Source organism: Bacillus sp. IS1 (assembly GCF_032461585.1).
GTDB lineage: Bacteria > Bacillota > Bacilli > Bacillales > Bacillaceae > Bacillus > Bacillus velezensis.
In genome coordinates, this window is sequence record NZ_JAWCWR010000003.1 from 26,895 (window position 1) to 43,554 (window position 16,660).

Genomic DNA, 16,660 nt, shown 5'->3' on the forward strand with positions numbered 1-16,660 from the left:
TCCTCTCAATTGTTTATTGTGAAGCGCATTCTGAGAATGCCGTGACGCGTGTACCCGTCAATATCGGTGATCACCTGCATGCTGCGCATCTCAGAACGGCATAAAGAAAAGCCCTCTATTGTTAGGGGCCTGTTTGTCAATGCTTGAAGCATAAGGCTCAAAATCTCCATAGCTTCTTTTTTTCCGTTGTAACCTGACCAGCAATGCAGAACGACATTAATTTCTTCACCGCTGGATGTCTTGGTTTTAAATGGGGAAACATCATCATCCCCCATTGTCACATAAGGCTTTTCCTGATCTTTCGGGACTGCATCAAAGACGCCTGTGACGCGCCCGTTCAGCTCTTCGTCTGTTGATAACCTCTTAAATAGAGCAGCCTGCAACGGCCACAGGGCAGATCGCATGATGACAGCTCCTTTCTATCACATTTGACTGGCAAAATACCGCATGCCTTCGTCCACAGCTGGATTCCAGAACGGCTGCGCCCGCATTCCCCGGGTGACTACCCATCTATTTAGCTTGGTGTCGTAATAAACCCACGGCGTTTGCCGGCCGCCGCCTTCCTCTGCGTAAATCCCTGTTCCGTATTCCACATATACAGCATAATCGGCACCAACAGAAATAACGGCCCGTAAGCCGCCCTCTTGGTAGTCGATTTCAATTGAATTTTTCAGGTTTCCCCCGTCTATTGCGGCGGTCGGAGCATTCAGAACAGCATGGCTGTAAATCAGCTCGGCCGTGTCTGTGACCAGTTGCTTAATATCATCTATGACCCGGCTTCTGAACTCGCTTGTGGCTCCTTGCATCTGCCTGACCCATCTACCGCTCACCTCAGCCATTGCCCTTCAGCACCCCCGTAACCTGACATTTCAAATTCATAATCTCATGCATGCCGCCCTGGTCGATCGGATCTGATTTGAGAGTCAGCACCTTGTTTTCGTAGATGATCCGCATTGTCTTCTCAATATCATTGCGATACGGGAAATACACATTGCAATCAACCGGATTCTGAAGCTGTTGAGCCTGATAATATTCCCGGGACGTAATCCCACCGACAAAGGCCTCTGTTGTGAGATAATCAGTGAATTTTTCAACATAGCCCCCGCCGCCGTCCGGCACCTTTTCCATCCGCTGAAACGTGATTTCGTGGGGGAATTCCTCATAAATCATTTAACTCTCAGCCTTCGATATGGCGTAAGGTGTTTAGTGATGTACCGAGGAAATTCTGTATTGTACGAATATGACACATCCCCCATGCTTCTTCCCGAAAGTCCAGAAGGATTCATGTTATATTCTGCAGCCTTCGCAACAAAAAGCTTCACGCCAGCTGGCAAAGCCTCCGGGTCGAAAGTGTTGCTACAAAAATCACTGGCAGACTCAATCAAAATAGGGACTATTTCAGATAAATATTCGTCATGCCTATCTGTCTTAATCTCTGTCATTCGCTTTACTTGTGCGATGTCCACTGAATCACCTACTCTTCACCTAAGACAAACTTGATCAGTTCGTCTTTAGGCGCTTTAGGGTCAAAATCATATTCATTCTCTTTCAAGAAAGCAATAATCTCATCTTTGTTTACCTTCTGCAGTTGAGCCTCAGTCATATCAAGAAGATCGGCAGCTGGCTTCTTGGCCTCTTCCACTCTCTTAAAACCAATGTGAGAATAAACCACCTCAAAAGCCTTTTCAGTGCATTCAATGGTTTTGGAACCGTTAGATGCTTTCATATCATGCGCCGCCTCCTTCCAGTGCTTTTATCCGATTCTCTAAATCAGATAGTTTTGCTGTCACATCGTCACCGAGTTTTGCTAAAGTAACTGCCTTATCTCCCACATTTTTTGTTTGAACGCTCCCGGTGCCAATATTACGGTTTTGGACGGACCCATCACCGATATTGATGTTTTTCACTTCTCCGTCGCCGATCATTTCCGAAGTGATAGTTTTAGGAGCAGGAGCAGGCGCAGAACCCGATAACCCGGTAACCTTCGCGCCTTCTTTTATTTCAAGCTCGCCGCCGATCACCAATTTGTCGCCGTTATTAGTGTTATAGTTTTTAGATGTGTACCCCATAAGCTTACGCCTCCGTTGCTGGTGTAATAGCAGCAAAAGCATCATCGGTCAATGTCATGAATCCGACTTGCTGAGTTACACGGAGAGCAACCATATCACGCTCATACAAGTTGATCGGGTTTCCGTCTGCATCGACAATCGTTGTCAATGTTGCATCCTCTGAGATTTTGTATTCCATGCCTTGAGGGATTCCGTAACGTGTGTAATTCCAGTCAGCCGCAAGTAATGCCGCTTTTTCGTAATCCCATGACTTAGAATCCACATATCCGATCGGAAGGCCAAGTGCTTGCTGTGTGGCACCACCTGTCGCATCGTTGAAGATCGGAAGACCATTACCATCCTTTGTGCCGCGGAGCTTTTGACGGAATCGGCGTGTTGTTGTAAAGCCGTTTACATCTTTGTCAGCGTCTTCGACCAGAGCCATGACCCCGCTTAACTCATCATATAGATTGCCAAGTGAGTTTAACGCAATAGCGTTACCAGATTCCTTGATTTTTTCAAATACAGATACGCCTTTTCCAAACGGTGAATCTACACCGAATAACGCAGCCTGATCAAATTTGATCGCAAAGGCTTCAGCGATAGCCGGGCGCATTTGTGTGAAGAAATCTGTTACAGAGTAGCGCAAGAATTCTTTAGAAACAGGGATGATGACACCCAATTTCTTTGAAATCATTTTTGCTGTTAACCATTGGGCCTTAGATGTTTGAATTCTATCGCCCTCTCCAACCCAGTATGCCCCCGGCCCAGAAGCCAAGTACGTGAATTCTTTCTCCGGCTTAGTCATTTCTTCAAATTTTGCTAGTTTCGTGACAGCAGATTGGGTCATAAACTCTTTTAAAACTAGCGTCCCTTGTTCAGTTGGAACCTTCCCATTTACTGAGTCTTGCATTAATGCATTGTTTGGGTTAAATGTTGGCATTAAAGATAGCCCTCCTTATTTTCTAATACTTGCTTCAGCTGCAAGCGAGCTAATGTCTAAATCTTGATTTGTCGGTTCGTTGCTGCCGGACTGGACATCACGGCCATTCTCTTGAAACTTGGATTCAATAGCCTTTTGAAGTGCAGCATTGTACTTCTCTTCGAATGCTCCGAGGTTCTTCATCGTTGATTCTTCATCCTCACCGACAAAGAATCCCACTACATCTACATCTGACGGCAGTTGCTTTTCGGAAGCATAAGAAACAGCTTTGTTTAAAAGCTTTTCACGTTGCGCTGCTGTCTTTTGATCTTTCAGCTCCTTTTCGAGCTTCCTGATCCGCTTCTGCTCTTCTGTTTCTTCTGGATAAAGCTCTTTTACCTTTGCATCAACCAGAGCATCGAGGTTGTTCGCCTTCCACGTATCAAGCCCTTTTGTAAAATGAGAATCCAACCGAGGCTGAATGAGACGTTTTCCTTCTTCTGTATCTAAAAACCCATTCACCTTGTCAGCAGACACGGCAGAAAGTTCATTTAGATACGACTGTACTTCTTCGTTCTCTTTATTTTCTTCGAGAAATTTTTTCACATCTTCTAAAGTTGGCATTACGTTTCTTCCTCCTTCGCCCTCTACAGTGCGCGCCTGTTATGAGTGCATGAAAAATAAGCCTTTTAACGTCATGCTCAGGACAAAATAAAAAGCCGCTGTTTAACGGCTTCCCTTTTCCTCAATGGATTTGTACCACTCTTCATAGGTTTGGTATGGGATTGTTTGACCTGCCCCGCTGCCGCCTTCCCTCGCCCTTCTCGTATCCGGCAAGACGCCGTTTACTTTAAAAGCAATCGTACAACGGCAGTTTATGTCATCTTTCGCATTATTCATGTGCCCCGGAGCCGGGCCGACGCCGCCGTAAATTGATTTGAACAGCCCATTGCGTTCTATTGTCTTCCCGTCCAGCTTCCTGTGGCCAGATCGTGTTTTAAGATCCAGGGTAGCGTTCCACATCTTTTTAAGGTTGCTCCGTTTTGAGGCCTTCTCAGCGCTTTCCATCCTTGCCGAGACTTGTACCCGATGAGCTTCTGTTCTCGCAACGTCACGGGCTTTCCTGCGGGCAAATTCGGTTGCTCTTTCAATGCGGCGGGCGATCTTTGAATAATCCTCCCCCGCTTGTAGGCCCTGTGCGACGGAAATTTGAATCTGCCGGACATAATCATCTCGATGCCGCCTGTATATCGCTGACAAAGTCAATTCAGCTATGGGATTTAGAATGGCCTGCCGGATCACTTCAGCTGTCGGGATGCTAAAACCCAAGTTAACCACGGATTCCATTTCAAATAGATAAGCAGAACGCATATAATTCTCTAAAAACTGCTTTGCTGCTAATGCCTCAACAATAGTCAGAATGGTTTTGAAAGCCTTGTGAGATTCCTCGACCATCCTCTCCATTTCCTTGTTCAGACGATTGTATTTGTTGGCATTGGCAAAAGTAAGCTGGCCGTCCTTGCTGTACTTCGCATACAGCCGGGCAATTTGTGCATTGATCTCCTTTAAGCGAGATGCAAAAACGACATCAATCTTTTGAGCATCCTCAGTGATCATGTCGTCCAGGTACTTATCAATATCATTCTGGTTCATCTTCATCACCGCCCGCGTCTGTTTCCACATCCGTTAACGGTGGCATGTTGAGCCTGTATTCCTCTTCTTCCTCTTCCATCTTCTTCAGTTCATACTGGACATCATCAACAAACGACAGCAGAGACAGGCGGGTTTCTTCGCTTACCATTCCTTTAAGCTGTCCCGTCGTGTTTGCTTCTTCCAGTACATTTGCCGGAAGGTTTCTCTTAAATCCAAACCAAACTTTTTTATAATCTTCCGCTGCCGCTTGCCTTTTAGTGTCCCATGCGGAAAAAATCAATTTATATTGATAACGCAGAGCAGCCGTCATCTTCCGTTCCATTGTGATGCATTTGTTTTCAAGCGACATCAATTTATATTTCATCGCAACCCCTGAAACATTCCCACCAAAAGATTCATCGGAGAAATTGACCGATTTCGCAAAACGGAGAATATTCTCTTCCAACCTATCAAGATGGTTTTCTATAATGGCATCGTTTATATCCTTTGTCAGATAGCTTACGTCGTCTTTTTCGTCATACAATTCAAGGATTCCGGTCTTTTTGAGCTGATCAAGCGTCTCTTCATCCGCGCCAAGCCCTTTTAAAATTAGATAAGCCAGTCGATATTGCTCAATCTCATTCGATGCATCGGACAACGTGCGGTCATACGCATCAATTAACGAAAGAACCTTTTCGGCATCTCCCTTTAGTTCCTTGTTATTCGCTAAACCGAATAAGGGGCAGCCGTCAAAAAGATGCAAAGTTTTTTTATCAAGAGTGAAGGCCGAGCTGTCTTTCGTACTGAAATAATAAACATATTTCTGATCATAGAATTCTGCTTTAATCTTGCCGCCGTACACCGTGTAGTATCGCAAAGCGTAAGTAGGTTCATGGATGCTTCCATCAGTAATAAAGGCGCATTCCCATGGATCAATATTTTTTATACGTTCGTTTCCAGAACGGTCAACGTAAGCGAGGCGGGCACCGTAACCGCAAATAGAGGCCATTTTCCCCCACTCGCTGTCTTCATCAGCAATGTTGTTTTCCGTATTGAAACCTTCAATCAGCTGTTTCACAAGTTTTGCATTACTTGCTTCACCGCTCTCATCAAACTCATACGCAATTGGATGACCAAACAGATAGCCCACCTTTGTATCAATGATTTCAGAATCAAACGAGTTGTTTAGCCTATTGTTTACTTTGTGATCAATACGTTTTAATTTCCCTGTTTCAAAATCCTCGTATTCAATGGCTTCTCTGGATAAGATCGGAACGCCCTGAACCTCAGCCTGGTACCTATCATATAGTTTTTTCATTCTGTCATGATCCGGCTTATGCTCCTGAATGATCTTGTCAATCAATTCAGGTGTTATGCCGGACTGTTCAATCATGTCTATAAAATGATTCATCAACTCACCCCTCTCCGTCTTTTCGGTTTATTATGCGAATACAGAGCGTACCGGAGTGAGTCCAGCACGTCGTCCCATTCCTTCACAGGATCGCCAGTCTTTTGATTCCAAACATACATAAAAATTTCCTTTTCGAAGAGAGCAACCTTATCTTTCACAATAAACAATTCATTTCGCTTAAACAGCCGCGCCACTTCTTCGATACCGGATATGACCGCCTTATCAGCGTTCAATGCACGTAGTTTCTCCCTGCGAAATCGCTGAACGTGTTCCGGCCGCGCAGTATCGCAGTAGAAATTGATGTTGCCGTATCGCTCTTTGATGTCCTTCGCTACCTTCACCCAGTAATCAATTTCCTCATGTTGCTTGGCATGTTCTTCGAGCAAATAAAAACACCCCTGGTCATCTTGTCCGATTACAACAATAGAACCCGGGTGCTCATATCCCCAGTCGACGCCCGCAAAATACTTCTTGAAATTGACGCGCCTGTTTTCCAATTCCTCAGAGCTGATATAGTGAATGTCCTTATTGAAATCCTTGTATATGACTCCTTCAGGCGCCACCCAATAACCGTGTATATCCCGATCTGTAAACATGCCACTCGGCGTCGATGCCACGATGCTCTCCACATATTCCGGATCGAGAAAATTGTTATCGAACAGCGAGAAATGAAATGACCGGATGTTCAGCCGGCCGCTTTTCAATACCTGCCCGTCTTTGTCGATATAATCCGTTTTGACGGTGTGCATCGGGTTTTCGGGGTTTGTATCCATCATGACCACAGCGCCTTTGTAGGAGCACCGGGAAATGACTTCTTTCATGAAAGAATCATGCAGGGCAGTCGCTTCATTCAGGAATGCGCCGGCTGATGTGAACCCCCGCGCTTTTTTCCATGAATCAGCATTGGCGCCGTCAAAGCAATAAACACGGTTGCCGAATATTTCAACGGCATTCGACTTGTCGAGCCTCAATTCTTTACCCAGAATCAATTCCATATCGTTCAAGACATTTCGTTTTATGGCTGCCTGAGTAGCCCCGCCGATGATGAAGGATAAACCCATGTTTTGATACTTGCTGACGTGAGCAAGGAACGTCAAAAGGAGCACGAATGTTTTTCCTGCCCTCTTTGCACCGCTACAAATTAGAATTTTGGGTTGCTCTTTAATAAAGCTGTCCCAAACTTCCTTTTGCTTTTTATTCAGTTCCATCGGCATTCACCATTTTCCTCAACATTGCGGCAATATCATTTTCTTGGGTGTTTCCGTCGCCGCCGTTAACAGCCTTCTTCGTCTTCTCGATATTCAAGCGCATTTGCTCCAATTTAAGGCGCCGCTCATCTTGCTCATGCGCCAGCTGGTCAAATTGCTTGATCAAGCTCCGGAGCTCGCCCATTGCCCGAGATTGAGCGTTCAGGAATGTTGCATGACGATCCCATGCGAATTGAAACTCCCATTCTCGCTCATCACCAAACATACCTGGCTTCTCCTTTTTCATAACTTTGGTTACATCATCCTGATCCTGCACAAACATAATGCGTTGCGCCCGTAGAATGGCTGCATATTGTATTTGAATCTGATCCCATATCATATCAGCAGGGGAACGTTCCTGAATCTCTTCCATGATTTCAAGCGTTTCTTCCGGCAGATACTTTGAAAAGAACCCATGTGATACAGCGTTTTGATTTCTTGCCGGAGCCGCCCCTCCGCTATTTCCTAATGCGTTTTTGTTGCCGGGTTGCCCGCCTATTTTTGTGTGCACACTTTTTTCAGGGGGTGCACCCTTTTTCCTTTCCCATCCATGCCGCTGCTTCCACGATTTGATCGTGTTCACTGACACCCCGTATTTTTCGGCAAGGTCCTTGTATTTCATGCCTTTGACGTAATCCTTATACGCCTGAATGTGCTTTTCAGCCATCTACATTCACCGCCGCCCCCTTCTGATTCGTGTTTGTTTTGGAAAAAATAAAAAAGAGCCCTAAGGCTCTTGATTATGATTACCCAACTATCTCAATGGAAAAAATGTGATCTACATTATACAAGGTTCCTTCAAATTCATAAAATTTGATTTTACCTTTTCTAATGTCGTCAAGATCAGCTTTAAAACGCCCTTGATGGTGTACTACCTCACCATTTATAAAAGTAATTTTATAGGTCGCCATTTTTTATCACCTCTTTCTCTATCTAAAAACAATATATCAAACATCTTCCATTTAAACTATATATTCTCTCTAAACCGCGCCCACACTCAGAGGCTGTCAGCCGCCAATTGTTTTATCTGAGATTCACTGGACCCGGTTTACAGAGAATATAAAAAAGCACCCCGCAGGATGCTTAATTTTAACCTTCTTTTGAGGCCTTTAATACACCAAGAATAGCATTGGCTTTGTCATAGCCGTCTTTTTTTAAGTCTTTAGCGTCTTCTCTTAACCTTTCAATTAAATAAATACTTTCGAGGTTTTGTTCAGCGTAAATTACACTTTTCATAGCCCAGGTTTCTAATTCTGCACCTTTAAGAATCATTTTCCCAGTCATTTCATGTTTAATCGCTGTGCCTATGACTTTCTCGCCTTCTTTAATTAATTGATCAATATCCATTGCATTCACCTCCCACCTTATTATCGGTTAAGGAGTAGGAGAAAGGAACCATTCGCAGAATTTGTCGAACGAAAGTGTCTTTCATAAATAGGTGGCAACCGTAAGACGAAAAAACACCCTTTTGACAGGGTGCAATCAACGTTTCTTTTTATAGCCTTCAATATCTTTTCTCAAGAATAGGCGATCTCTGTTCGTAGTTTTAATCGGAACCAATGTTTTATAATCCACCAGCTGCTTGAGGTTCTGCCGGCTGCATCCGATTATCTCAATGGCTTCAGATGTCGTTATGACTTCTTTATCCATAAAATCTCTCAGCTCGTCTATACTCTCAAAAATAAACTTAGCCATTTCGGAGGTTTCTCCATTTTAGGGTTATATTAATTATAGTCAATACAAACCAGATCAGTGCCAAAATCATAGTAATAATATCGAAAGTGCTGAGATCACCATAATTAAAATTAGTGAACAATATCACAAACAGAATAAAGAATAAGATCGTTGAACCATCGATTAATTTTTTCATATTTGCTCATTTCCTTCTATGTTTTTGAAAATCCAAAATATCCTCTTTCAGAAAAAGCCTGTCCCGGGGCATTTCTTTCATCGGCTCTAATTCCCCGGTCTTTACTAACTGATTCAGATACTGACGGGTGAACCCCAATATCTCAAGCGCCTCACTTGTATTGAGTATCTCTTCATTCAGAAATTTCTTGATTGCGTCACGCTCTTTAGGCTTGTACATTTTTATTCATCCTTTTTTCTCGCGATATTTCAAGTAAAGGGAAAATGCTTTCTCAATGATCGAAACAACAAATAAAATGATCAGACTAATGTCGAGAGCCGTTTTCAATGGTCCCGCTGCCACATCCTGACGGAAAAACAGCATATACGCCAGGGCGAGAAGAACAACAATATCGGTGGTGGACTGTACACTTTTCATTTTTTTGAAAGTGGCTGGCTTTCAGGTATTTTTCTTTAGTCGCCGCATTTGTTATACTTGGAGCAAGGGAGAAGCGCTACCTTCTCCCTCGGCTCAAAATCATCTGCGCTTTCTTGGACGTCTGCGTTTTTTGATTTTGGGCTTTTTTGTTTTAAGCTTTTCCCTGATGATGAGGACTTTTTCAACAACTGTGAGAGTTGTGAGGATAATCCCCAGTATCAATGCGATTTCAGCCACTTTCTTTCCCTCCTTTCTATACTTTAATTATACCTCAATACTTTACTTACGTCAAGTAATTTAGTGGGCTTTTTTCATTATTTCTCCAATAAAAAAGAGCCTATTCACGCTAAACAGAATAGGCTGTGATCTGCTCTATTTTTCATTTTCAGGCGGGAACGCTCGATGTTCTTCTGCACAGTTCCTTTTTTAATCCCCAATAACTGCGCGATTTCTTCGAATGACATGTTTTGCACAGCATGCATCATGAAAATGTCTTTTTCTCTTTCAGTAAGCACGGATAGGGCATCAGCGATTCTTTCCTTATCCCAATCACTTACCTCTCCCTCAGCCTCTTGAACGATTGCGTATTCTTCCGGGAGCGCATCAATTAAGCGCGGATCAGCAAGAATCGTCCTTTGGTATGCGTCTCTTCTGTCAGCACCTCGGCGGGCGCCGGGCTGTCTTCCGTTCTGCAGCCATTCGAGAGTGAATTCAATATCGCTGATCATGCTACTAATAATCTTTTTGTCGTTAATCTGTTCGGCCGTCAGATTGACTTCAGCTGTATCTTTGTAGAGCCGGTACATCTTTCTTGTTTCTCTTAAAGCCCGTTTGTATTCAATGATTAAATCTTGCATTCTGATTCCTCCCCTTAATTGCGCTTAAATGCGCCGCCCTTACCTCGTTTAAGAGTTTGCATGTTCGTGTTCATCATTTGTTGCCAGAAACGATCTGAGCGCTCCTGCGTGTTATTATTGGGCTTTTTCTTTTTCTGCTTCATGTCATCCCTCCGCTCAAATAAAAAACGGACACCAACCAAAGCACAGTAATTCTGTGCAATGATTAGTGTCCGCAGGCTTTCCATCTTGGACTTATTTAAGTTCTTCAAGCTCCTTAATGCTTGAGTTGATTATGTCTTTTAATCTAAAATTCATTCCGTTTAAATCTCTTAAATAAACTGAAAAAGTATCTGCATACCCACCCTGTGCTAACTTATAACTTTTCACCAATAAATCTTCTATTTGATTTTCACACAAACCTAAAATTTCTAAATATATTTGATAATTATCTACACTGAGATTTTGTCTATCTATTGATTTTATCCTGTTTAAATATATAAAAAGGTTTCTTTTAATATGTTCTTTTGACTTAAGTATATTATCTAATTCCTGTTGATCTTCTTCTTTTATATCAGAGAACTCTTCGTAGTGCATTATTCTTTCATCAATATTATAATGTCTCGCCTCTAGGGACGTATAGGATCCAACAGCTCTAATCAAAAGGTTAGTTGAATGCTCAAGGAACCTTGCTTCTTTTAAAGAGCTTTCTAATTGTGTCCTTTTATAAACCCGCCTTTCGTGTTTGATATTGTGTTGCATAATTGTTATAGCTACCAAAGCAGATATTCCAGATCCGATTAATGATCCCCACAGGCTAGGGTTTAACAGGAAATCACTAATGATATTTGTTCCTATACCTTCAGTTTTCAAAAAGAAATTTATATCAATGACTTTTCACTCCTATTTTTTACACAAATTATACAGTAAAAAGAAATTCTAATAAATTCATATTATTCTATTCTTTTTCAAATTTAGCATACTTATCAATATCTTGAAAAAACGCCGCGGCCGTGAATGCAATGATTGCGCCTATTAATGTGATGTTCGCTTTCATGTCAGGCCTATATTCGTACTGAAAATAAAACCAGAATCCTAACCCCATTAGCAGAAAAACTATTCTCAGCGCCATCGAATCCCCCTTATTTGATTTGAAATTTAGCTGATTCAAACGTTCCGATATAGTTCCTCTTGCCGGAATCAGAGTAGCAGTCAAGCTGGATGACATAGGTTCCCTTTCCGATCTTATTCCGGATCGTTTTCACGTTGAATGATTTCAGAGGCGTTGCCGTTTTGAAGCTGCCCCGCTGTACTAAATTCGTATCAGTCAGCCCGCCGCCGCTGCGCTTCTTGTATACGCCAGCCGTGTAATAAAGTGTTCTTGATCCTTTTTTCTCGGTTTTCCAGTCCACCGTTGAGGCACTGGCCGTGTAGGTCGCGGCATCCGTAAACACCCGGCCGCTGTACCCGGATTCGTTTTGCCAGCCGGACCATACTGCGGAAGCAGACGGCGCAACGGCCGCCGCTCCCGTAAGTAATGCAGCTGATAAAATGATTGATTTGAATAGTTTTTTCATTATTTTCCCCTTCCTAATTCACAAATAATTAACATCTATTTACAAGGATAATCGTTATTTTGCTCGAATTCTTACTGTGTTCCATAAAAAACCAAAGGAGTGTTTAAAATGAATTTCAAAAAGATTGCTGTGACTGCACTATCGATTCCTGTATTAGCTTTTTCAATTAGTGGTATGGCTTCAGCTAAGGAGATAACTCCTCAAAAAAATGAAATGCAAACAACTATATCTCCTGGTCCAATTAAAGCCTATTACGATACTTTTGAAGTGAGAGCTGGGGGTTCTAAACAATTAGATGCAAAATATTTAGGATCAGGATTCGCTTATCATTCAGATAATAGCGCTGTTTTCACAGTAGATACCAATGGACTTGTCCGTGGCAATAAAGCTGGAAATGCATATTTAACTATATTCAAAAATGGATCAGTATACGGTCAGTTACACGTATTTGTCTATTAATTTTCTAATAGAAGAGCATTCTAATATGCTCTTCTATTTTTCCACTTCACCACCTATGCAGCGCCCACAATGCGGGCAGCGGGCATCTGCGCGGATTTCTAAATCAAATTTGGTGTAATCGCAGTCCGGGCAATGGTATTCGATCATGACCGGGCCTCCAAACTGAACAATGATTGCTGAAAGTAACTTTGTTCAGCAGCAACCGGGTTGATCCATAACACTTCTTGGCGTTTGGCCCCGGCTTCCGCTGATACTTCTCGTATTTCTCTTTTCCAATGCCTGAGTCGTTCATCGTATATTGGATGTGCATACCCTGAGAGAAGAACAGGACCAGGGTGTTCATCCAGCGTCTCAAGCAGTTCAACATGATCTTCTATTGTCATTTCGTGTTTGTAATGCCGCTTTGTCCGCGTTTCGATGATGTAAGGCGGGTCCGCGTAAACAAGAACCTCTTTTCGCTTATACCTTTCAAGCAGCTGGACTGCGGGCTGATGTTCAATCTGAGCCTCTTTCAGTCGCTTGGCTACTAACAATACCTTTGCAGGCAGTTTACCCCACTCTTTTGCTGTGTCAGGCCCGTTACTACTGATCAAGCTCCGCCAGCCTGTCCGGTCACTTGTTTTCGCTCCTATGGCCTGCCAGCAACGAATGAGAAAACGTCGGGCGTCCTCTATTTCATCGCCTGATTCAGAATCATAGGAGGCGTAATATTCGTCTCTGGATAACGGCGTCCATTCAATTAATCTCGCAAGCTCTTCCGGATGATCCCGAATGACTTTGAATAGATTGACCACGCTGCTATCCAGATCATTGATTGTTTCGATGGTCGAGGGCTGTTTATTAAAAAACAATGCTCCGGATCCAAAGAAAGGTTCAACGTATGTTTTATGCTCGGGCATATGGCTGATGATCCAGTCTGTCATTGACCATTTACTGCCCGGATAGTGTAAAATCCGCGGAAATCCCATTCCTTAACCCCCGATCAAATTTGGAAGCACGGAGACTGCGAAGAAGAAAAGCCCCACGCATGCCCCGACCAGCCAGATATTTGTTTTATCTCGTTTAGCGATAATGGTATCGCCGATCATTTTCAGATCGTCAGAACGAGCGACAAGCGTCGGGATGTAGTCCGGGTGAACCTTTAAAAGCTCGGCCGCCTGCTCGACGGTCATTGCTTCGTCCTTCGTGGCCTTCACGTTCCGTTGCAGTTCCACTTGTAATGGCATCATTCTGCTGCACCCTCCAATTCGTTTTTGGCAACTGTTATCGCGAAACTCAGATTAGTAATGATCTTTTCTAATGCCTGTTTGTATCGTTTTCTATCCCCGCTTAGACGCTGAATGTCCTTTTGTGCCTGTCGAAATTGATGAACTGTTACTTCCTGCTGACGCTTGTTTTCCTCGATGATTTCCTGCTGCTTAACAGTCTGTTCAGCTTGCTCAATAAGCCAAGCAATTTCCTTCTGAGGAATGTATGTCAGTTTTTTCAGACGTTCAATTCTTTCTTTCATGCCCGTTCCTCCCCCGCAGGGGAAACCCCTGCTATTTGAATTTATGACCGATCTCGTAATCACAACGAGCCAGGCCGCCTTTTATTGTTTGAATGATTGTTTTACCGTGTTCCGGGGCGTCCATTAGATGAGCAGTCCCTTCAGTGCCATCTAAAACGATGATGCGGACTTTCCCCGGCTCGATGCTTTGCTGAATAGTTGTTTCATGATTTTTTATTTCTGTTGGCTTGTTCACTCTGGCCGCCCCCTGTGCTATGATAGAAGTACCAGTTCATACAAGCATCGGGGCTTCGGCTTCGGTGCTTTTTTACGTTTTACGACGGAAGCCGCATCGTTAAGCCGGCAGATGGCTTTAATTCCTCACGGTAGATGATTGGATGCTTTTCGACGTATGCCGCCAACTGCTCCGGCGTCATTTTCCACTCCTTAACTGGACCAGGCTTGTATGGATCGATTTTTTCTTGCATAGCACATAACCTCCTGAATTGATTTAGTATTCAAGCACCAAACTTTTGCCGCAAAGCGTTATGGCAGGATTTCCGTTATAATGACTTCCACTCGGGGTTCTTCACTGTAAAACTTACTGACCTTCAAATCGACTACCTGACTATCATCCTTGTATATCAAATGATTTAAAGCGTCTTTGACACCTTTTACGTAGTTATCGACGTCCGGCTTTGTTACAGGGCGTAAAAGTCCTCTCTCAGCGTTCTCCTTTTTCCTCTTGGATCCGGATACAGCTTTCGGCATAGGTCTGAATACTCTGACATCCATTGCCACAGGTCCCGTAATAACTTGTTTTGGCCGATACTGTGACGCCACCAGCGCAACATATTGTTTAAAATTCTTTGATTTCAAAGGATCACGCATTTTAACCTTGCCATTTATAACAGATCCCCTCGGCCTCCCCTGTGCAACAGGCTCGCCGTAAACTATAAACTGAATGGAATCCAACCGTCATTACCTCCCGTCAATTTGTTCCCAGTGCTGAATCTGCTTTTCCTTGTACGGCGCTGTGAGGATGATGGCTGGCAGCAGGATAAACGCTTTAAGCACTGTGCACCAGCTCCATTTGTTTGATTTTTTCCTCAAGCACCCGGATCGCCGGGGAAAGGTCCTGGCCGGCCGTTTGCTCGGCGGGCCCGAACAGATACATGCCGCCGGTTGCTATGAAGTTCGCTTTTTCCGTCATTCCCAATCTCCTAACCTATGATTTAATTGCATCCGGTCGCCCTTAATGATCACCGTGTAATCTCTGCACATTTGATGAATCCGGGAGCCCAACGCCTCGTCGATATCCAAAATTTCGCCCATATCAAGCTCGGAAGAGATTAGCAGAGGCTTATGGTTCAGGTACCGGTAATTCACAACCGATTGAATTTGTTCCACTTGCCAATCTGTCGCCCGCGGCTCCCCCTTTACTGGCTTGAATAAGTCATCAATGAACAGAACTTCAGCTTTCCGCATGGCGTCGAGCTTTGTTTCCAGCTGGTCAAAGTCATTTCGCAGATCACCCATTCCCTCTACGTATGGGAAATACATGCAGTAAATTGATTTTTTCTTGATTAGATTGTTCATGATCGCCGTTAACAGGTGCGTTTTACCGCTCCCCGGCTGCCCGAGCAAAGCGATACTGTTTGAACGTTTTCCCTTGATGCTCTGAAAATCCTTATAGTATTCCACCGCGCACTCATAAGCGTCCTTGATCATGTCTGGCTTCCCGTCCTTAATGAAGGTTCCAAAAAGGAGCTTTTCGAATTCCTCCGTGATGCCGCTGGCCTTCATAAGCCGGGCGATCTTTTTCCGTTTTACACACTCGCATTGCTTTGAAAATGTAGTTTTCCATTCCCGGGCCTTATCCGGCAAGCATACTTTCCCCGCAAGATAATCCTCTTCTCTGACCATTTGATCGGGGGCCAGGCTCTCCATTGTCTTATGATCTTTCCTCAGCTGGCGCTCTGTGTCTTGGTGAATCCGGTAAACGATAATGCCCTTATCCTTGCAGTCAGAGCACTCATATTCAGCCTTTTCTTCTGAGACGGCCTGTCCCGTTGAAGATGCTGCTGACCGATCCCGGAGCTTGGTTAGAATGGCCTTCATTGCTGCGTCCATTTCTTGCGTTTTGCGAGCTTCCATACTGCTGTTTCTCCTTTCGTCTCTGGCTGAATGGGTTTGAGAGGATTGCTTCAATGTAATTCAGATTGACGTTGTTGCCCTTGCTTCTGAAAGCCTGTTTCATTGCCTCCATGACTTTCTCTTCACCGTAATCATCCACCATATACCCGAGCCGCTGAACCTCCATCGTGCCAATGGTGCGGGCTGTTTTGTTTTCGAATAGTTCAAATGCATTTTTCATTTTTTCGTCAACCTCCTGCTGTCCTAAAGGTATTGGAGCCGGGTCTATCTTCTTGTTGTAATTTCCAAGCTGTATGTACTCGGCATAATTCAACACCGTCACAATGAAACCACGTTTTTGCGGCAGCCGGTCCAGCTTCAAATACTCTTGCTTTACCATCCGATCTAACGAGTATTTGATCTGATCAGAAGACCAGTTGAAGCGCTTGGCTAAATCCACAAGCTTAACGATTGTCTGCCCGACCTTTAGTTCTTGATCTGCCCTGTACTCCGCCCGTTTGAATAAATAATCGTATATTGTCTCATCACGTGAATCCTTAAATGGCAGCCGAGGTAGGACCACATACCCCAAACCTTGCATATCCATGCCGCTCAC

General features: G+C 43.8%; 32 protein-coding genes. 1 reads left to right on the forward strand and 31 read right to left on the reverse strand.

The features are described from left to right. Window positions 1-5 precede the first annotated feature (5 nt). The 22 genes from RUW00_RS13360 to RUW00_RS13465 all read right to left on the reverse strand — a co-directional run bounded on the left by RUW00_RS13360 (window position 6) and on the right by RUW00_RS13465 (window position 11,960). A complete protein-coding gene (locus RUW00_RS13360; RefSeq protein WP_017417510.1) occupies window positions 6-404 on the reverse strand; it encodes a DUF3168 domain-containing protein in 399 nt (132 codons plus the stop codon). 18 nt (window positions 405-422) lie between these two features. Next, a complete protein-coding gene (locus RUW00_RS13365; RefSeq protein ID WP_017417509.1) occupies window positions 423-839 on the reverse strand; it encodes an HK97 gp10 family phage protein in 417 nt (138 codons plus the stop codon). Then, window positions 832-1,170 (reverse strand): phage head closure protein, encoded by a 339-nt coding sequence (locus RUW00_RS13370; protein ID WP_017417508.1) that lies wholly within the window; start codon window positions 1,168-1,170, stop codon window positions 832-834. Before RUW00_RS13370 ends, RUW00_RS13365 begins: the two co-directional genes overlap by 8 nt. Further along, a complete protein-coding gene (locus RUW00_RS13375; protein WP_015388403.1) occupies window positions 1,167-1,466 on the reverse strand; it encodes a phage head-tail connector protein in 300 nt (99 codons plus the stop codon). The genes RUW00_RS13370 and RUW00_RS13375 overlap by 4 nt, the downstream gene beginning before the upstream one ends. An 8-nt stretch (window positions 1,467-1,474) precedes the next feature. Then, window positions 1,475-1,726 (reverse strand): hypothetical protein, encoded by a 252-nt coding sequence (locus RUW00_RS13380; RefSeq protein ID WP_315956640.1) that lies wholly within the window; start codon window positions 1,724-1,726, stop codon window positions 1,475-1,477. 1 nt (window position 1,727) lies between these two features. Further along, window positions 1,728-2,069, reverse strand: coding sequence for a hypothetical protein (locus RUW00_RS13385; protein ID WP_278071735.1), 342 nt, complete (start codon window positions 2,067-2,069; stop codon window positions 1,728-1,730). Between the two features lie 4 nt (window positions 2,070-2,073). Continuing rightward, a complete protein-coding gene (locus RUW00_RS13390; protein ID WP_017417505.1) occupies window positions 2,074-2,991 on the reverse strand; it encodes a phage major capsid protein in 918 nt (305 codons plus the stop codon). A gap of 15 nt (window positions 2,992-3,006) precedes the next feature. Then, window positions 3,007-3,594: a DUF4355 domain-containing protein gene (locus RUW00_RS13395; RefSeq protein WP_017417504.1), complete on the reverse strand. Its 588-nt coding sequence runs from the start codon at window positions 3,592-3,594 to the stop codon at window positions 3,007-3,009. 102 nt (window positions 3,595-3,696) lie between these two features. Next, on the reverse strand, window positions 3,697-4,623 hold the full coding sequence (locus RUW00_RS13400) for a phage minor head protein (protein ID WP_017417503.1): 927 nt from the start codon (window positions 4,621-4,623) through the stop codon (window positions 3,697-3,699). Further along, window positions 4,610-6,013: a phage portal protein gene (locus RUW00_RS13405; RefSeq protein ID WP_278071734.1), complete on the reverse strand. Its 1,404-nt coding sequence runs from the start codon at window positions 6,011-6,013 to the stop codon at window positions 4,610-4,612. Before RUW00_RS13405 ends, RUW00_RS13400 begins: the two co-directional genes overlap by 14 nt. Next, the gene (locus tag RUW00_RS13410) at window positions 6,013-7,221 is read right to left on the reverse strand and encodes a PBSX family phage terminase large subunit (RefSeq protein ID WP_278071927.1); all 1,209 of its coding nucleotides are present in this window, start codon (window positions 7,219-7,221) and stop codon (window positions 6,013-6,015) included. The genes RUW00_RS13405 and RUW00_RS13410 overlap by 1 nt, the downstream gene beginning before the upstream one ends. Then, window positions 7,208-7,927 (reverse strand): phage terminase small subunit, encoded by a 720-nt coding sequence (gene terS / locus RUW00_RS13415; protein WP_017417500.1) that lies wholly within the window; start codon window positions 7,925-7,927, stop codon window positions 7,208-7,210. Before terS ends, RUW00_RS13410 begins: the two co-directional genes overlap by 14 nt. A 79-nt stretch (window positions 7,928-8,006) precedes the next feature. After that, window positions 8,007-8,171: a hypothetical protein gene (locus tag RUW00_RS13420; RefSeq protein WP_017417499.1), complete on the reverse strand. Its 165-nt coding sequence runs from the start codon at window positions 8,169-8,171 to the stop codon at window positions 8,007-8,009. Between the two features lie 178 nt (window positions 8,172-8,349). Beyond that, window positions 8,350-8,607 carry a hypothetical protein gene (locus RUW00_RS13425; protein WP_095240918.1) on the reverse strand — a complete coding sequence of 86 codons (258 nt, stop codon included), beginning with the start codon at window positions 8,605-8,607 and terminating at the stop codon, window positions 8,350-8,352. A 135-nt stretch (window positions 8,608-8,742) separates the two neighbouring features. After that, window positions 8,743-8,955, reverse strand: coding sequence for a transcriptional regulator (locus tag RUW00_RS13430; RefSeq protein WP_031378531.1), 213 nt, complete (start codon window positions 8,953-8,955; stop codon window positions 8,743-8,745). 181 nt (window positions 8,956-9,136) lie between these two features. After that, on the reverse strand, window positions 9,137-9,349 hold the full coding sequence (locus RUW00_RS13435; RefSeq protein ID WP_003155868.1) for a helix-turn-helix domain-containing protein: 213 nt from the start codon (window positions 9,347-9,349) through the stop codon (window positions 9,137-9,139). Between the two features lie 297 nt (window positions 9,350-9,646). Then, window positions 9,647-9,784 carry a hypothetical protein gene (locus RUW00_RS13440; protein WP_017417495.1) on the reverse strand — a complete coding sequence of 46 codons (138 nt, stop codon included), beginning with the start codon at window positions 9,782-9,784 and terminating at the stop codon, window positions 9,647-9,649. Between the two features lie 104 nt (window positions 9,785-9,888). Next, window positions 9,889-10,404 (reverse strand): sigma-70 family RNA polymerase sigma factor, encoded by a 516-nt coding sequence (locus RUW00_RS13445; protein ID WP_015239615.1) that lies wholly within the window; start codon window positions 10,402-10,404, stop codon window positions 9,889-9,891. Window positions 10,405-10,418: 14 nt separating this feature from the next. After that, window positions 10,419-10,547, reverse strand: coding sequence for a hypothetical protein (locus tag RUW00_RS13450; RefSeq protein ID WP_095241029.1), 129 nt, complete (start codon window positions 10,545-10,547; stop codon window positions 10,419-10,421). 91 nt (window positions 10,548-10,638) lie between these two features. Then, window positions 10,639-11,256 (reverse strand): hypothetical protein, encoded by a 618-nt coding sequence (locus RUW00_RS13455; RefSeq protein WP_048367969.1) that lies wholly within the window; start codon window positions 11,254-11,256, stop codon window positions 10,639-10,641. Window positions 11,257-11,341: 85 nt separating this feature from the next. Next, a complete protein-coding gene (locus tag RUW00_RS13460) occupies window positions 11,342-11,515 on the reverse strand; it encodes a hypothetical protein (protein ID WP_173602903.1) in 174 nt (57 codons plus the stop codon). A gap of 10 nt (window positions 11,516-11,525) precedes the next feature. Then, a complete protein-coding gene (locus RUW00_RS13465; RefSeq protein ID WP_213390685.1) occupies window positions 11,526-11,960 on the reverse strand; it encodes a hypothetical protein in 435 nt (144 codons plus the stop codon). Between the two features lie 108 nt (window positions 11,961-12,068). On the opposite strand from RUW00_RS13465, the gene RUW00_RS13470 reads away from it, so the two are divergent. Continuing rightward, window positions 12,069-12,419, forward strand: a complete 351-nt coding sequence (locus RUW00_RS13470) for an Ig-like domain-containing protein (RefSeq protein WP_017417491.1) — start codon at window positions 12,069-12,071, stop codon at window positions 12,417-12,419. A 143-nt stretch (window positions 12,420-12,562) separates the two neighbouring features. Here the strand turns inward: RUW00_RS13470 and RUW00_RS13475 are convergent, their stop codons facing one another. The 9 genes from RUW00_RS13475 to RUW00_RS13515 all read right to left on the reverse strand — a co-directional run bounded on the left by RUW00_RS13475 (window position 12,563) and on the right by RUW00_RS13515 (window position 16,651). Beyond that, a complete protein-coding gene (locus RUW00_RS13475; RefSeq protein WP_015388416.1) occupies window positions 12,563-13,387 on the reverse strand; it encodes a DNA adenine methylase in 825 nt (274 codons plus the stop codon). 3 nt (window positions 13,388-13,390) lie between these two features. Beyond that, window positions 13,391-13,648: a hypothetical protein gene (locus tag RUW00_RS13480; RefSeq protein ID WP_015388417.1), complete on the reverse strand. Its 258-nt coding sequence runs from the start codon at window positions 13,646-13,648 to the stop codon at window positions 13,391-13,393. Further along, the gene (locus RUW00_RS13485) at window positions 13,645-13,929 is read right to left on the reverse strand and encodes a hypothetical protein (RefSeq protein WP_015388418.1); all 285 of its coding nucleotides are present in this window, start codon (window positions 13,927-13,929) and stop codon (window positions 13,645-13,647) included. Before RUW00_RS13485 ends, RUW00_RS13480 begins: the two co-directional genes overlap by 4 nt. A 31-nt stretch (window positions 13,930-13,960) precedes the next feature. Continuing rightward, window positions 13,961-14,164 carry an XtrA/YqaO family protein gene (locus RUW00_RS13490; RefSeq protein WP_003155894.1) on the reverse strand — a complete coding sequence of 68 codons (204 nt, stop codon included), beginning with the start codon at window positions 14,162-14,164 and terminating at the stop codon, window positions 13,961-13,963. Window positions 14,165-14,243: 79 nt separating this feature from the next. Further along, window positions 14,244-14,396: a hypothetical protein gene (locus RUW00_RS13495; RefSeq protein ID WP_014470584.1), complete on the reverse strand. Its 153-nt coding sequence runs from the start codon at window positions 14,394-14,396 to the stop codon at window positions 14,244-14,246. 58 nt (window positions 14,397-14,454) lie between these two features. Further along, entirely contained in the window at window positions 14,455-14,883 is a 429-nt protein-coding gene (locus RUW00_RS13500) for a RusA family crossover junction endodeoxyribonuclease (RefSeq protein WP_015388419.1), read from the reverse strand. A 94-nt stretch (window positions 14,884-14,977) separates the two neighbouring features. Continuing rightward, entirely contained in the window at window positions 14,978-15,121 is a 144-nt protein-coding gene (locus RUW00_RS13505; protein ID WP_315956641.1) for a hypothetical protein, read from the reverse strand. After that, window positions 15,118-16,065, reverse strand: a complete 948-nt coding sequence (locus RUW00_RS13510) for an ATP-binding protein (RefSeq protein ID WP_141228462.1) — start codon at window positions 16,063-16,065, stop codon at window positions 15,118-15,120. Before RUW00_RS13510 ends, RUW00_RS13505 begins: the two co-directional genes overlap by 4 nt. Beyond that, the gene (locus RUW00_RS13515; protein ID WP_061046883.1) at window positions 15,950-16,651 is read right to left on the reverse strand and encodes a DnaD domain protein; all 702 of its coding nucleotides are present in this window, start codon (window positions 16,649-16,651) and stop codon (window positions 15,950-15,952) included. The genes RUW00_RS13510 and RUW00_RS13515 overlap by 116 nt, the downstream gene beginning before the upstream one ends. Between the last annotated feature and the right edge of the window lie 9 nt (window positions 16,652-16,660).

What these genes read in the sequence shown, in the direction of transcription:
- RUW00_RS13360 (WP_017417510.1), bottom strand. Translation starts at nt 404, where the DNA reads ATGCGATCTGCCCTGTGGCCGTTGCAGGCTGCTCTATTTAAGAGGTTA.
- RUW00_RS13365 (WP_017417509.1), bottom strand. Translation starts at nt 839, where the DNA reads ATGGCTGAGGTGAGCGGTAGATGGGTCAGGCAGATGCAAGGAGCCACA.
- RUW00_RS13370 (WP_017417508.1), bottom strand. Translation starts at nt 1,170, where the DNA reads ATGATTTATGAGGAATTCCCCCACGAAATCACGTTTCAGCGGATGGAA.
- RUW00_RS13380 (WP_315956640.1), bottom strand. Translation starts at nt 1,726, where the DNA reads ATGAAAGCATCTAACGGTTCCAAAACCATTGAATGCACTGAAAAGGCT.
- RUW00_RS13385 (WP_278071735.1), bottom strand. Translation starts at nt 2,069, where the DNA reads ATGGGGTACACATCTAAAAACTATAACACTAATAACGGCGACAAATTG.
- RUW00_RS13390 (WP_017417505.1), bottom strand. Translation starts at nt 2,991, where the DNA reads ATGCCAACATTTAACCCAAACAATGCATTAATGCAAGACTCAGTAAAT.
- RUW00_RS13395 (WP_017417504.1), bottom strand. Translation starts at nt 3,594, where the DNA reads ATGCCAACTTTAGAAGATGTGAAAAAATTTCTCGAAGAAAATAAAGAG.
- RUW00_RS13400 (WP_017417503.1), bottom strand. Translation starts at nt 4,623, where the DNA reads ATGAACCAGAATGATATTGATAAGTACCTGGACGACATGATCACTGAG.
- RUW00_RS13405 (WP_278071734.1), bottom strand. Translation starts at nt 6,013, where the DNA reads ATGAATCATTTTATAGACATGATTGAACAGTCCGGCATAACACCTGAA.
- RUW00_RS13410 (WP_278071927.1), bottom strand. Translation starts at nt 7,221, where the DNA reads ATGGAACTGAATAAAAAGCAAAAGGAAGTTTGGGACAGCTTTATTAAA.
- terS (WP_017417500.1), bottom strand. Translation starts at nt 7,927, where the DNA reads ATGGCTGAAAAGCACATTCAGGCGTATAAGGATTACGTCAAAGGCATG.
- RUW00_RS13420 (WP_017417499.1), bottom strand. Translation starts at nt 8,171, where the DNA reads ATGGCGACCTATAAAATTACTTTTATAAATGGTGAGGTAGTACACCAT.
- RUW00_RS13425 (WP_095240918.1), bottom strand. Translation starts at nt 8,607, where the DNA reads ATGGATATTGATCAATTAATTAAAGAAGGCGAGAAAGTCATAGGCACA.
- RUW00_RS13430 (WP_031378531.1), bottom strand. Translation starts at nt 8,955, where the DNA reads ATGGCTAAGTTTATTTTTGAGAGTATAGACGAGCTGAGAGATTTTATG.
- RUW00_RS13435 (WP_003155868.1), bottom strand. Translation starts at nt 9,349, where the DNA reads ATGTACAAGCCTAAAGAGCGTGACGCAATCAAGAAATTTCTGAATGAA.
- RUW00_RS13445 (WP_015239615.1), bottom strand. Translation starts at nt 10,404, where the DNA reads ATGCAAGATTTAATCATTGAATACAAACGGGCTTTAAGAGAAACAAGA.
- RUW00_RS13450 (WP_095241029.1), bottom strand. Translation starts at nt 10,547, where the DNA reads ATGAAGCAGAAAAAGAAAAAGCCCAATAATAACACGCAGGAGCGCTCA.
- RUW00_RS13460 (WP_173602903.1), bottom strand. Translation starts at nt 11,515, where the DNA reads ATGGCGCTGAGAATAGTTTTTCTGCTAATGGGGTTAGGATTCTGGTTT.
- RUW00_RS13465 (WP_213390685.1), bottom strand. Translation starts at nt 11,960, where the DNA reads ATGAAAAAACTATTCAAATCAATCATTTTATCAGCTGCATTACTTACG.
- RUW00_RS13470 (WP_017417491.1), top strand. Translation starts at nt 12,069, where the DNA reads ATGAATTTCAAAAAGATTGCTGTGACTGCACTATCGATTCCTGTATTA.
- RUW00_RS13475 (WP_015388416.1), bottom strand. Translation starts at nt 13,387, where the DNA reads ATGGGATTTCCGCGGATTTTACACTATCCGGGCAGTAAATGGTCAATG.
- RUW00_RS13480 (WP_015388417.1), bottom strand. Translation starts at nt 13,648, where the DNA reads ATGATGCCATTACAAGTGGAACTGCAACGGAACGTGAAGGCCACGAAG.
- RUW00_RS13485 (WP_015388418.1), bottom strand. Translation starts at nt 13,929, where the DNA reads ATGAAAGAAAGAATTGAACGTCTGAAAAAACTGACATACATTCCTCAG.
- RUW00_RS13495 (WP_014470584.1), bottom strand. Translation starts at nt 14,396, where the DNA reads ATGCAAGAAAAAATCGATCCATACAAGCCTGGTCCAGTTAAGGAGTGG.
- RUW00_RS13505 (WP_315956641.1), bottom strand. Translation starts at nt 15,121, where the DNA reads ATGACGGAAAAAGCGAACTTCATAGCAACCGGCGGCATGTATCTGTTC.
- RUW00_RS13510 (WP_141228462.1), bottom strand. Translation starts at nt 16,065, where the DNA reads ATGGAAGCTCGCAAAACGCAAGAAATGGACGCAGCAATGAAGGCCATT.
- RUW00_RS13515 (WP_061046883.1), bottom strand. Translation starts at nt 16,651, where the DNA reads ATGGATATGCAAGGTTTGGGGTATGTGGTCCTACCTCGGCTGCCATTT.